Here is a 13,365-nt window from a genome sequence, read left to right as displayed (position 1 = left end):
TTTCGTACATGGAGGCATCGAGCGAGCCGCTGCTGCGGCTGCGCGACCTCAGCACCGACATCGCGCTGCGGCGCGGCACCGTGCACGCGCTCGACCACGTCAACCTCGAGGTCAACCAGGGCGAGACGCTCGGCATCGTGGGGGAGTCGGGCAGCGGCAAGACCATGACCGTGCTGTCGGTCATGGGGCTGCTGCCCACGGGCGGCAGTGTCGTCGGCGGGGAGATCCTGTTCGACGGCCGCGACCTGCGCACGATGCCGGCGCCCGAGCTGCGCCGGGTGCGCGGTGTCGAGATGGGCATGGTCTTCCAGGACCCGCTCACCTCGCTCAACCCCACCATGCGCATCGGCGCCCAGGTGGCCGAGCCGCTGCGCGTGCACCAGGGCGTGAGCAAGGCCGAGGCGCGCGAGCGGGCCGTCGAGATCCTGCGCCGGGTCGGCATGCCCCGCCCCGACAAGATCGTGGACGACTACCCGCACCAGCTCTCGGGCGGCATGCGCCAGCGCGTGGTCATCGCCATGGCGCTCATCCGCTCCCCGCGCCTGCTCATCGCCGACGAGCCCACCACGGCCCTGGACGTCACCACCCAGCGCCAGATCCTGGAGCTCATCGACGACCTGCGCGAGGAGTTCAGGATGGCGGTCATCCTGGTCACCCACGACCTCGGGGTGATCGCCGGCCGCGCCGACCGGGTCGCCGTCATGTACGCCGGCCGCGTCGTGGAGACCGCCACGACCACGGAGCTGTTCCGCGCGCCGCGCCACCGCTACACCGAGGCGCTGATGCGCGCCCTGCCCGAGTCGGCCGCCGACGGACGGCTCTACAGCATCCCCGGCCTGCCGCCGGACCTGTCGCGCCCGCTGACCGGCTGCCGTTTCGCGCCCCGCTGCCGCTTCGCCACCGACGAGTGCCGCACCACCGACGTCGCCCTCACCGGGGACGGGCACAAGTTCGCCTGCCTGCACCCCGTCGCCGAGCCCGTCCCGATCACGGTCTCCACCGGTCACCACCGGGCCGCCGCCACCTCCGCCGCCGACCCCATCCTCACCGTGCGGGACCTGGTCAAGGAGTACGACGCGGGCGGCGCCGGCCTGCGCAGGACCGCCGGGCGCGTCAGCGCCGTGGCCGGGGTGTCGTTCGACGTCAAGCCCGGCGAGACGCTCGGCATCGTCGGCGAGTCCGGCTGCGGCAAGTCCACCGTCGGCCGCCTCGTCGCCGGGCTCGAACCGGCCACCGGCGGGCAGATCATCGTGGACGGCACCGACATCGCCACCCTCGACCGGCGGGCCCGCCACCACATGCACCGCAAGGTGCAGCTCATGTTCCAGGACAGCTACGCGGCCATGAACCCGCGCATGCGCATCGACTCCATCCTCACCGAGCCGCTGGAGATCCAGCAGGTGGGCGACGCCGCCGCGCGCCGCGCCCGGGTCAGCGAGCTGCTGGACCAGGTCGGGCTGCCCCGGCGGGCGCTGGAGCGCTACCCGCACGAGTTCTCCGGCGGGCAGCTGCAGCGCATCGGGCTGGCCAGGTCGCTGGCATTGCGGCCCCGGCTCATCGTGGCCGACGAGCCGGTCAGCGCGCTCGACGTGTCCGTCCAGGCGCAGGTGCTCAACCTCATGCGCGACCTCCAGGGCGAGCTGGGCCTGTCGTACGTGTTCATCAGCCACGACCTGTCCGTGGTCGACTACATGGCCGACCGCATCGGCGTGATGTACCTGGGCAAGCTGGTCGAGATGGGGCCCGCCCACCAGGTGGTGCGCGCCCCGCGGCACCCGTACACGCAGGCGCTGCTGGACGCCGTGCCCTCGCCCGACCCCGGCCGCACGCCCAGCCCGGACACCACCATCCGGGGCGAGCTGCCGAGCGCGCTCAACCCGCCGACCGGCTGCCGCTTCCGCACCCGCTGCCCGCTCGCGCAGGACGTGTGCGCCACCGAGCCCGTGCTGGAAGGCGGGCCGCACCAGGTCGCCTGCCACTTCCCGCTGCGGCAGGAGGCACCGGCCGCCTGAGTTCCCTTCGGTGCGGGACGCGGTCAGCGGCGGACCCGGAAGGCCAGGTGCAGCACGCGGTCACCCTGGACGACCACGTGCGGGTCCTCCAGCAGGCGCTGCCCGTCCAGGGAGCCGAAGTAGCGCCTGCCCGAGCCGAAGACCACGGGCACGACGTCCATCGCCACCTCGTCCACCAGGCCGAGCGCCAGGGCCTGGCCGCCGGCCTCGCCGGCCGCCACCGCGACGTCGCGCCCGCCGGCGAGCTTCCTGGCCAGCTCGACGGCCTGGGCCACGTCGTCCACGAAGTGGTAGGGGGCCTCGGGGTGCCAGCCCTCGGGCCTGGGCCGGTGCGAGACCACCACCACGTGGTCACCCACGGACGGCCTGCCCTCCCAGCCGTTGGTGAGGTCGAACAGGCGCCGCCCGATCACCATCGCCCCGATGCCCGCCCAGATCGGCCTGACGTAGGCGGCCGACGTCTCGGAGACCATGATCCCGTCGGTGAGCCGCACGTCGCCGTTGGCGTACCAGTCGAACAGCGGCCCGACCTGGTCGTGCTCGTCGGCGATGAAACCGTCGACCGACACCACGTTGTGCATGATCACGTTGCCCATGACATCTCCTGAATGCGTTCCTGCCGTGCTCTCACCCATGCGTCGAACGCGCGCGGCAGGAATCGACATCGGCCGGAGAAAGTTTTTTATCCGGCGGTCGCGCGGGCGGCGCTCTCGATCACCCGGGCCACCGTCTTCGGGTGGGAGACGGCCACCGAGTGCGAGGCGCGGACCTCGGTCATGTGCGCGTGGGCGCGCTCGGCCATGAAGCGCTGCGCCGCCGCCGGGATGTTGCGGTCCTCGGTCGTGATGACGTCCCAGCTCGGCTTGTCCTTCCAGGCGGCCACCTCGGCCTTCTCCTCCAGCGCCGACTGGGCGATGGGCCGCTGCGTGGCGGCCATCAGCGCGGCCGCGCGGGCCGGCACGTCAGCGGCGAACTGGTGGCGGAACTTGTCGGCCTTGATGGAGAGGTCGGTGCCGGTGCCGCCGCCCGGCAGGGTGAACGGCGTCGGGTCGAGCGCGTCCGGCAGCGTGGAGCCGGGGAACTTGTTCGTCAGCTCCAGCGCGGTCTCGCCGGGGGCGGGCAGGAACGCCGCGACGTACACGAGCGCCTTGACCTGCGGGTCGTTCGCGCCGGCCGTGCTGATGACCGAGCCGCCGTAGGAGTGCCCCACCAGGATCTTCGGGCCCTTCACGTGGTCGAGGACGCTGCGCAGCGCGGCGGCGTCGCTCGCGGGCCCGCGCAGCGGGTTGGCCGTCGCGATGACCGGGTAGCCGTCCTTGCGCAGCTCCTCGATCACGCCGTTCCAGCTCGACGCGTCGGCGAACGCGCCGTGCTCCAGCACGATCGTGGGCTTGCCGGGCGCGGTGGTGGCGGGCCCGGTGGCGGGCACGGTGGCGGCGTTCGCGGGCCGGCGACGACGAGGGCGCCGAGCGCGGCGCCCGCCGACAGGGCTCCCAGCAGGAGCCGCCGCTTGATGCTGACCATGGGACTTCCTTCCGAGCGTTCCAGCGGCGCCGCCCGGACGGGCGGCGCCACCCTCACTCTCGGCCGCGAGGGGGCGCCGCCACATCAGTCACATGACGGTCAACCTGCGGTGAAAGGTGCCGGTGCGGGGTGTGCGGGACGGCTCGGCGGCCCGGCCCCCGCCGTACGAACGGAACTCGGCGGCCCGGCCCCCGCCGTACGAACGGAAGCGGACCCGTCCGGTTCGGCCGTCATGTGACTGATGTGCCGCGCCCGGCGGGCGGACCAGAGTGAGGGCACCGCAACGGAGTCCGGCCGGACCCCCTCCTCAGCGATCACCCCACTCAGCGATGGGAACCTCATGAAAAGACTCCTGGCCGTCCTGGCGGCCGGTGTGCCCCTGGCGGCGGCGCTCTGCCTCCCGGTCAGCGCCTCGGCCGCCACAGCACCGGCCGCCACAGCACCGGCCGCCACCGCGCCACCGGTCACCGCCTCCGCCGCCACCGCGTCGCCGGTCAGCACCTCCTCCGCCGCCAGTGTGCCGGCCGCCGGCGCGTTCATGTGTGCGGACATCTCCGTCAAAGCCCCCGCGGGCACGACGGTGGAGTCCGTGACGGCGCAGCGCCACGAGGCGGGCACCGTGCACGTGCCCGCGGTGACGCCGCTGCCCGCCGTGGACGTCCCCGACGTGCCGGCCCACTGCGCGGTCACCGTCACGCTCACCCACCCGGGCGTGGACGACCACGCCAAGGTGCAGGTGTGGCTGCCCGAGCAGGGCTGGAACGGGCGCTTCCAGGCGGTCGGCGGCAGCGCCTTCGCCGCCGGCGACTACGGAGCGGCGCTGGCCGGCGCGGTCAAGGCCGGCTACGCCACCGCGACCACCGACGCGGGCGTCAGCACCTACATCGACACCGCCTGGGCGCTCGACGATGCCGGCAAGGTCGACACCGCGCTGCTGAAGAACTTCGCCGACCGCTCCGTGCACGAGATGACGCTCGTCGCCAAGCAGGTCATCTCCGCCGTGTACGGCAAGCCCGCCTCCTACTCGTACTGGAACGGCTGCTCGACCGGCGGCCGCCAGGGCTACATGGAGGCCCAGCGCCACCCCGGCGACTACGACGGCATCCTCGCCACCGCCCCCGGCATCAACTGGGACGAGTTCGAGGTCGCCACCCTGTGGCCGCAGGTCGTCATGAACCAGGAGAAGACGTACCCGGCCGCCTGCGAGTTCGCCCTGTTCGCCCAGGCCGCCGTCAAGGCGTGCGACCCCCTCGACGGCGCCCGCGACGGGCTCATCGGCGACCCGGCGAAGTGCCGCTTCGACCCGCGCGAGCTGATCGGCAGGACGGTCGAGTGCGACGGCGAGCAGGAGACCATCACCGCCGCCGACGCCGCCGTCGTCCGCAAGATCTGGGACGGCCCCCGCACCCCGTCCGGCAGGAAGTTGTGGTCCGGCATCCCCGTCGGCGCCGCCTTCGACCTCGCCGCCACCAAGCCCGGCGCCGACGGTCAGCGGGTAGGCCAGCCGTTCCCCGTGCCGGCCGCCTGGGTCGCGACGTGGCTCAAGCGCCAGCCGTCCTTCGACGTCTCGACGATCACCTACGCCGAGTTCGCCAAGCTGTTCGCGCAGTCGCAGGCCGAGTACGACAAGGTCATCGGCACCGACGACCCCGACCTGTCGGCCTTCCGCAGGTCCGGCGGCAAGCTGCTGACCTGGCACGGGTACGCCGACCAGCTCATCCCGACGCAGGGCACCGTGGACTACCGCCAGCGGGTGGAGCGCGCCATGGGCGGCGCGCACCGGGTCGACGACTTCTACCGGCTGTTCCTCGCCCCCGGCGTGGACCACTGCGGCAACACCGGCAGCACCGGCCCCGTGCCGACCGACGCCCTGGGCGCCCTGACCGCCTGGGTCGAGCAGGGCAAGGCCCCCCGGACGCTGAGCGCCGCCGTCAAGGACTCCTCCGGCAAGACGGTCACGCGCGAGCTGTGCCTCTACCCGTCCGTCTCCCGCTACACCGGCCACGGGGACGTGGCCGACGCGGCGAGCTACCGGTGCGTCCAGCCCCGCCACTGACCGGCCCGCGGACCGGGGCCGCGCGCGTGCGGCCCCGGGCCCTCGCGATGCGGCCCGGGCCCTCGGGCTGCGGCCCGGGCCTTCGCGAGGCGGCCCCGGGCTCCGGCCCCCATCCCGGCTTTTGCCTCTGACATTCAGTCATTCGACTGTTCCCGCCGGTGGGCCGCCCGCCCGATCCTTGAGCCACGTCCAGCGCCTACGGAGGATCCGTGAACCCCACCCCCATCGTCTTCATCCACGGCGTGTGGCTGCACGCGCTGTCCTGGGAGCCGTGGGACGAACGGTTCTCCAGGCTGGGGTTCGCTGTCTCGGTGCCCGGCTGGCCGGGCGAGCCCGCCACGGTCGCGGAGGCCCGCCGGCTCCAGGGCGGCCCCCGCGAGGTGGGCCTCGACGCGCTCACCGAGCACTACGCGCGCATCGTCCGCTCGTTCGACACCCCGCCGGTGATCGTCGGCCACTCGGTGGGCGGCCTGATCGCCCAGCACCTCCTCGGCACGAACCTCGGCCGCGCCGCGGTCGCCATCGCCCCCGTCCCGGCCGGCCAGGTCCCGCGCGAGCGGTGGCCGGCCACGCTGGACGCCGGGCTGTTCCGGCGGCTGTTCGCGAACGCGGTCACGGAGGAGGAGTCGGCGCGGCTCTTCGAGCGGCACGCCGTCCCCGCACCGTCCCGGCTGCTGGCCGACCTGGGCGGCCCCCACCCCCGCGCCGACGTGGACACCGGCAACACCGCCCGCGGCCCGCTGCTGCTGATCTCCGGCCAGGAGGACCGGCTGGTGCCCGACTCCGCCACCCGCGCGGTCTACAAGCTGTACGGGGACTCGACGGCGGTGAGCAGCCTCAAGCAGTTCCCCGACCGCGCCCACTCGCTGGTCGTGGACAGCGGGTGGCGGGCGGTCGCCGACTACGTCCTGCTCTGGCTGGCCGAACGAGGCATCCGTGCCTGACGGCAGGATGTCCAAGCCTGACGGCGGGATGTCCAAGCCTGACGGCGGGGCGCCGGGCGAGGCTCCTGTGCCTCACAACGCGCCGAACGGGGCGTCCACGCCAGACGACGGCCCGCCGGACGAGGCGCTCGCGCCTCACGGCGAGCCGTCAGTGGGCGGCTTTGGCCAGGGCGTCGCGCAGTGCGGCGCGCGAGGCGATACCCAGCTTCGGGAACACCCGGTACAGGTGCGAGCTGACCGTGCGCGGCGACAGGTGCATGCGCTCGCCGATCTCCTTGTTCGTCAGCCCGCTCGCCGCCAGCTCCGCGATCCGGCGCTCCTGCCAGGTCAGCTCGGCCAGGTGGACGGGCGAGGCGCCGGCGGGCAGCCCCGTGGCGCGCAGCTCGGTCTGGGCGCGCTCGGCCCAGCCCGCCGCGCCGAGCTGCTCGAACGTCCCGGCGGCGCCGGCGAGGAGCGGCCGGGCCGCCTTCGGCCCCTGCGTGTGCCGCAGCCGCACGCCGTGCGCGAGCCGGATGCGGGCCAGCTCGAACGGGAAACCGCCGCCCGCGGCCTCGGCCCTGGCGTACATGTCGTCGGCCTCCCGGTCGTCGCCGGTCGTCATGGCCACCGCGCCGTACGTGATCATGGCCAGTCGCGGGGAGATGCCGGGCAGCCCGGCGTCCAGGGCGGCGCCGGCGTGCCGACGGGCCTGCTCCAGCCGCCCCGTGTGCACGGCCGCCTCGACCAGGTCCAGCAACGTGCGCGGCGCCTGGTGCGCATACGCCTCGAAGGCGCCCGGGCGGGTGATGCCGATCGCGTGCAGGTAGGCCGCCTCGTAGTCGCCCTCGCTCAGCGCCGCCGCCGTGCCGACCGCGTCCGCGACCTGGGTCAGGAAGCCGATGCCGCGCGGGCGCGCCCAGGCGTCCACGACCGCCTGCGCCTCGCGCGCCTGCTCCACCCTGCCCCGGACGGCGGCCAGCAGCCCCAGGTACGCGCGGGTGTGGTGGGCGAACAACGCGTTGCCGTGCGCGGTGTTCAGCTCCAGCGCGCGCCGTCCCGTGCGCTCGGCGTCGTCCCACTCGCCGGCGGCGAGCTGGTCGAGCATGATCAGGTGCAGCATGGTCATGCCGTTCGCGACGGCGCCCGTCTCCACCTCGCGGTCTACGGCCCGTCGCAGGTACGGGCGGTAGCGGCCCAGCGTGTCCACGTGGTAGGCGGCCACGGCCAGGCGGGAGACGTCCCACGGCTCCAGCGCCGACACGTCGGCGAACGCGCGCTCCACCCGCCCGCCCACGCCCGCGCCGTGGCGGACCACGTCGCTCCAGGCGTCCCGGTAGATCGCCGAGCGCGGGTCGACCCGGTCGCCCAGGGCGTCCATGAGCTGTTCCGTACGGTGCCACGACGCGCTGTCGCCGGCGTACAGGCTGGTGGCGAGCAGCAGGTCCACCAGCCGGGTGAGCACCTCCGCGCCGCCGTCGACGACCCCGGCCCTCTGGTGGTGGGGGTCGCTCAGGTGCTCGATCGCCGCCGCCACCCGGTGGTGCGCGGAGCGGACGTCGCCGTCCTCGTACAGGGCCACGTACGCGGCGGCGATGGCCGTGGCGGGCGACTCCGACCGGCCCGGCGCCGGGTCCGCGCGGACCAGCCGCTGCGCCTGGTCCAGCAGCGCCGCGTGCCCGGCGATGAAGGCGGCGTCGCCGAGCCGCCGGGACCGGGCGTCCGGCGTCTCGCTCAGCTCGGCCGCGCGCGTCAGCCACGCCACGGCGGCCACCGCGCCGCCGCGCCGCGTCGCCGACTCGGCCGCCGCCTCCAGCGCGGCGGCCACCTCCTCGTCCGGGTCCACCCGGGAGGCCGCGAGGTGCCGCGCCCGCCGCTCGACGTCGTCGCGGTGCATCCGGGCGAGCTCGGCGTGCGCGGCGCGCCGCTGGTTCGGCGTGGCGAGCTGGACGACCGTCGAACGCACCAGCGGGTGCCGGAACACCAGGTCGCCCGTGGCGGGATCCACCTCCAGCAGCCCCGCCGCCACCGCCTCGTCGGCCTCCCGCATGCGGTACCGCGCCCCGCTCACCCGGCTCCCGCCCGGCCCCGCGCCGACACCGTCCAGGGCGCCACGCAGCAGCTCCTCGCGTACGGGGCCGGACAGGCGCTCGATGCGCAGGCCGTACACGTGCTGGAGGCGCCGCGACAGCGGGACCGCACCGAACCCGCCCGGCTCGCCCGCCCCCACGGAGGACGGCAGCTCCAGCAGGGCCAGCGGGTTGCCCCGGGCGTGCTCCAGGACCACGCGCCGGGCCGGCGGGGCGAGCCGCGGATGGCGCAGGTCCAGCAGCCGTCCGGCGGCCTCGTCCGGCAGGGCCGTCACCGGCAGCTCGGGCAGCGCGGCCGTGTCGAACCGCGAGGCCACGTCCGAGCGCACCGCGATCAGCAGCTTCACGGAGCCGCCCGCCAGCCTGCGCCCCACGAACCCGCACACCTCGATGCTGGAGGCGTCCAGCCACTGGCCGTCGTCGAGCACGAGCAGCAGCGGCCGCTCCTGCGACGCCGCCACGGCCAGCAGGTCGAGGACGGCGATGCCGAGCGACATGATCGACGGCGCCCCGCCCGCACGCAGCCCGAACACGACGTCGAACACCGCCCGGTGCCCGTCGTCGAGCCCGGACAGGTGGGGGAGCAGCGGGTAGAGGAGCTGGTGCAGGCCGGCGAAGGGCAGCTCCGCCTCCGCCTCGACCCCGGCGGCCCGCACCACGTCGTACCTCTGGGCGGCGGCGAGGCCCGCCGCGTGATCGAGCAGGGCGCTCTTGCCCACCCCGGTCTCACCCCGCAGCACGAGCGCCTGCCCGCCACTCGCCGCCAGGAACGCGGCCAGCTCCTCCCGCTCGCCGTCCCGTCCCACGATCGCGCACCCCGGCGGCACCGGTCCCCCCGAACCGGTCATGACAGCAGGTCCGCCAGGCGGCCGATCTGGTCGAGGTCGTCGGACCAGCAGCTCAGCATCACCTCGTGCGCGCCCGCGTCCCGGTACGCGGCCACGACGTCCCTGATCGCGCCGGCCGTCGTCGCCATCGACGCCACCGACTGCGCGGCCAGCTCCGGCGCGAACCCGCCGAACAGCAGCTCGGGGCCGCCCACGCGCGACGGGGCAGGGCCGACCGGGCCGGTCCCGGCCACGACCGGCTCGCCCGCCCACACCCGGCGCATGATCGCCAGCTGCTCGTCCATCCGCCGTCCCCGCGAGGCGTGGTCGGCGCCCACGGCCAGGAAGTCGTCCTCCCGCGCGCCGACCGCGAGACCCAGCGAGAACCGCCCGCCGGACAACCGGTCGAGCGTCGCGCTCTGCTTGGCCAGCAGCACCGGGTCCCGCAACGGCGCGAGCACCACCTCCGACTGCACCCGGATCCGCTCGGTCGCCGCCGCCATCGCGGCCAGCATGACCATCGGCTCGGGATTGTCGTACACGATCCGGTCCGGCACGCCGATCCGGCCGAACGGGCCCGCGTCCGCGCGCCGCGCCCACGCGAGCAGCGCGGCGGGGTCCGTGAAGGGCACGGCGAGTCCGAGCGTCATCCGCGCCCCGCCTTTCCGCCGTCGCCGGCAGCTTCAGGATGTGTTCGTCCGAACGCGCGCATGCGGCGGACTTCGGTGGCCGTCGCGAATTCGATGGTGGTGGGCATGGCAGGGAGCGTAGGAGCGGCAGGCGAAGACTCCGTTGACGAACGGTCGCCATCGGGGCGGGGCGGTGTATACGTTCTGTTGCAGCTCGACCTCCGGCACGGGGTAAGGTCCCCCAGGACTCACGCGCCGAAGTTAGGAGTCGCACCACCATGCCGCTTCACGGGCGGAAGGCCGAACTGGAGGCCCTGACCGACCTCATCGCCGACCTCCGAGGCCGTAGCGACCTCCAGAACCGTGGCGGGCTCGGCGACAGTGGCGGCCTCCCGCATCGTGGCGGGCTGCGGAACGGTGGTGGCGTCCTCATCCGGGGTGAGGCCGGGATCGGGAAGTCGGCGCTCGTGGCGGAGGCGGCCTCGGCGGCGTCGGCGGCCGGGCTGCGCGTGCTCACCACGACCGGCGTGCAGGCCGAGCGCGACCTCGCCTACGCGGGGCTGCACCAGCTCCTGTACCCGGTCCGGGCGGCCGTGGCCACGCTGCCCGCCCGCCAGCGCACCGCCCTGCGCGACGCCCTCGGTCTGGGCGAGGACCCGGAGCCGGCCGCCACCCCACCCGAGGGCGTGGCGCAAACCGGTGTGTTCCTGGTCGGGCTGGCCGCGCTGACGTTGCTGGCGGAGGTGGCCGCTGCCCGGCCGCTGCTCGTCGTCGTCGAGGACGCGCACTGGCTGGACCGGGCCAGCGCCGACGTGCTGGCGTTCGTGGCCCGCCGGATCGAGTCCGAGCCCATCGCCATGATCGTGACCCTGCGCGAGGACGAGCCCTCACCGCTGCTGGAGGCGGGCCTGGCGGCGATGCCGGTCGGCCGGCTCACCGGCGAGGCCGCCGCCGAGCTGCTGGACGCGACCGCCCCCGGCCTCGCCCCGCCGGTACGGGCGCGCCTCCTGGAGGAGGCGGCGGGCAATCCGCTCGCCCTCACCGAACTCCCCGCGACGGTCACCGGCTTGGGCACGACCGGCTCGGGCGGCTCAGGCCCGATGGGCGCGATGGGCTCGATGGGCACGACGGGCGCGGGTGGTCTGGGCGCGATCGGCTCGCTCGTCCCCCTGGGCGAGCGCCTGGAGCGCGCGTTCACCGCGCGTTACGCCACCCTGCCCCCGCCGGCCCGCGCGGCCCTGCTGGTCGCGGCGCTCAACGAGAGCGAGTCGGTCGCGGAGACGCTGGCGGCCACGGCCCGGCTCCTGAGCCAGGAACCGCTGACGGACACGGGCGCGCCCGCGCAGCCACTCGCGGGCGCCGAGGTGGAGATCCTCGTGCCGGCCGTCGAGGCGAGGCTGGTCGAGCTGGGCGGCGGGACGATCAGGTTCCGTCACCCCCTGATGCGCTCGGCCATCCCTGCGGCGGCCCCGCTCCCCGAGCGCCGGCGGGCGCACCTCGCGCTGGCCGAGACGCTGGGTGAGCAGCCCGTCCGGCGGGCGTGGCATCGGGCGGCGGCGACGGCGGGGGCCGACGAGGGAGTGGCGGCGGAGCTGGACCGGGCCGCGGCCGAGGCGCGGCGCAGGGGTGCGGCCGCGGCGGCGGTGGCGGCGCTGGAGGAGGCGGCCAGGCTGAGCGAGGAGCGCGAGGGGAAGGCGCTCCGGTTGTTGCGGGCGGCGGAGCTGGCGGTGGAGTCCGGCAGCCGCGAGGCCGCCGAGCGCCTGGTCGCGGAGGCTCGCGAGGTGGGTCTGTCGCCGCGCCGCCGCGCCACCGCCGCCTGGCTGCTGAGCGGTTTCGAGGACGGGGTGCGCGAAGACGTGTCCCGGGTGCGGGAGCTGGCCGGGCTGGCCGCGTCCATCGCCGCGGAGGGCCACGTGGGGCCGGCCGTCAGGATCCTGTGGGGCGCCGCGATGCGCTGCTTCTGGTCGGAGCCGGGCCAGGACGCCCGCCGCCTGGTGCTGAGCGTGGCCGACGGCCTGCCGCTGCCGGCCGGGGACCCGCGCCTGGTGGCGATCGTCGCGTACGCGGCGCCGTTCGAGCGGGGCGAGAGCGTGCTGGGCGGGCTGCGGGAGCTGGCGGGGGCGGCGGGCGCGGACCCGGAGGTCGATCGCTACCTGGGCAGCGCGTCCATGCAGGTCGGGGCGTTCGACCTGGCGGCCCGCCTGTCCGCCGCGGCGGCGCCCGGTCTGCGCGCGCAGGGCAGGCTCGGGCTGCTGCCGAGGGCGCTGGCCGTGCAGGCGTGGACCTCGGCCAGGCTGGGCGACCTGGCGACGGCGGTGCCGGCGGCGGAGGAGGCGGCGCGGCTGGCCCGGGAGACGGGCCAGCCGTTCATGTACGGGCTGGCCACGGCGGTGCAGGCGGAGATCGCGGCGTTGCGCGGCGACAGCGAGCGGGCCAGGGCGCTGGCGGACGAGGCGGAGCGGGTGGCGCTGCCCGCCGGCGCCCGCCCGGTCCTGGCCACGGTGCAGCTCGCGCGCGGGCTGGCGGCCATGAGCGAGGGACGCTTCGACGACGCGTACGCCGACCTGAGCCGCATCCTCGACCCCACCGACCCCGCCTGCCAGCTCGCCCTGCGCGCCTGCTTCCTCGCCGAGCTGACCGAGGCCGCGCTGCGGGCGGGGCGGGCCGCCGCCGCGCGGGACGTCCTGCTCGGGCTGGAGCCCCTGGCCGCGTCGGCGCCGTCGCCCGCGCTGCACATCGGGCTGCGGTACGCGCGGGCGGTGCTCGCCCCGGAGGAGGAGGCGGAGGAGCTGTTCGCCGCCGCGCTGCGGGCGGACCTGACGGCGTGGCCGGCCGAGCGGGCGCGGCTGCACCTGGCGTTCGGCGAGTGGCTGCGCCGCCGGCGCCGGGCCGTCGAGTCCCGCATGCACCTGCGGACGGCCAGGGACGCGTTCGACGCGCTCGGCCTGGCCGCCTGGGGCGAGCGGGCCCGGCTGGAGCTGCGCGGCGCGGGCGAGTCGAGCCCGAGCCGGGACCCGGACGCGTGGGACCGGCTCACCCCGCACGAGCTGAGCATCGCGCAACTGGCCGCCGAGGGGCTGACGAACCGGGAGATCGGGCAGCGGCTGTACCTGTCGCACCGCACCGTCGGCACCCACCTGCACCGGATCTTCCCCAAGCTGGGGGTGAGCTCCCGCGCCGACCTCGCGCGGGTGCTCCAGACCTACCAGCAGCCGGACGAGTGAGGCGCCGGCCAGGACGTGTACCGGTCGAACGCGTGAGGCGCTGGCCAGGACGTGTACCGGTCCGACGCGTGAGGCGCTGGCCA

The 13,365-nt window shown here is 75.4% G+C and carries 8 protein-coding genes; 4 read left to right on the top strand and 4 right to left on the bottom strand.

Going from position 1 to position 13,365, the window contains the following annotated elements; translation table 11 throughout:
* Positions 1–8: 8 nt before the first annotated feature.
* Positions 9–2,012 carry an ABC transporter ATP-binding protein gene (locus tag KIS93_RS21465; RefSeq protein ID WP_080045970.1) on the top strand — a complete coding sequence of 668 codons (2,004 nt, stop codon included), beginning with the start codon at positions 9–11 and terminating at the stop codon, positions 2,010–2,012.
* A gap of 23 nt (positions 2,013–2,035) precedes the next feature.
* Here the strand turns inward: KIS93_RS21465 and KIS93_RS21460 are convergent, their stop codons facing one another.
* Both KIS93_RS21460 and KIS93_RS21455 read right to left on the bottom strand, forming a co-directional pair.
* Entirely contained in the window at positions 2,036–2,608 is a 573-nt protein-coding gene (locus KIS93_RS21460) for a dihydrofolate reductase family protein (protein ID WP_080045971.1), read from the bottom strand.
* 86 nt (positions 2,609–2,694) lie between these two features.
* Complete coding sequence (locus KIS93_RS21455) at positions 2,695–3,441, bottom strand: alpha/beta fold hydrolase (protein ID WP_222107569.1); 747 nt, start codon at positions 3,439–3,441, stop codon at positions 2,695–2,697.
* A gap of 435 nt (positions 3,442–3,876) precedes the next feature.
* Here KIS93_RS21455 and KIS93_RS21450 point away from each other — a divergent pair, with 435 nt between their 5' ends.
* Complete coding sequence (locus KIS93_RS21450; protein WP_080045973.1) at positions 3,877–5,592, top strand: tannase/feruloyl esterase family alpha/beta hydrolase; 1,716 nt, start codon at positions 3,877–3,879, stop codon at positions 5,590–5,592.
* A 209-nt stretch (positions 5,593–5,801) separates the two neighbouring features.
* Complete coding sequence (locus tag KIS93_RS21445) at positions 5,802–6,536, top strand: alpha/beta hydrolase (RefSeq protein ID WP_080045974.1); 735 nt, start codon at positions 5,802–5,804, stop codon at positions 6,534–6,536.
* 148 nt (positions 6,537–6,684) lie between these two features.
* Here KIS93_RS21445 and KIS93_RS21440 read toward each other — a convergent pair whose 3' ends face one another.
* Both KIS93_RS21440 and KIS93_RS21435 read right to left on the bottom strand, forming a co-directional pair.
* Entirely contained in the window at positions 6,685–9,408 is a 2,724-nt protein-coding gene (locus KIS93_RS21440; protein WP_222107568.1) for a helix-turn-helix transcriptional regulator, read from the bottom strand.
* 38 nt (positions 9,409–9,446) lie between these two features.
* Positions 9,447–10,079 (bottom strand): LLM class flavin-dependent oxidoreductase, encoded by a 633-nt coding sequence (locus KIS93_RS21435; protein WP_080045976.1) that lies wholly within the window; start codon positions 10,077–10,079, stop codon positions 9,447–9,449.
* Positions 10,080–10,336: 257 nt separating this feature from the next.
* Here KIS93_RS21435 and KIS93_RS21430 point away from each other — a divergent pair, with 257 nt between their 5' ends.
* On the top strand, positions 10,337–13,282 hold the full coding sequence (locus KIS93_RS21430) for an AAA family ATPase (RefSeq protein WP_080045977.1): 2,946 nt from the start codon (positions 10,337–10,339) through the stop codon (positions 13,280–13,282).
* The last annotated feature ends 83 nt before the right edge of the window (positions 13,283–13,365 follow it).

Origin of the sequence: [Actinomadura] parvosata subsp. kistnae (assembly GCF_900323885.1) — a bacterium.
GTDB lineage: Bacteria > Actinomycetota > Actinomycetes > Streptosporangiales > Streptosporangiaceae > Nonomuraea > Nonomuraea composti.
Note: the sequence above shows the minus strand (reverse complement) of the source record. Positions and strands in the feature narration are given on the sequence as shown.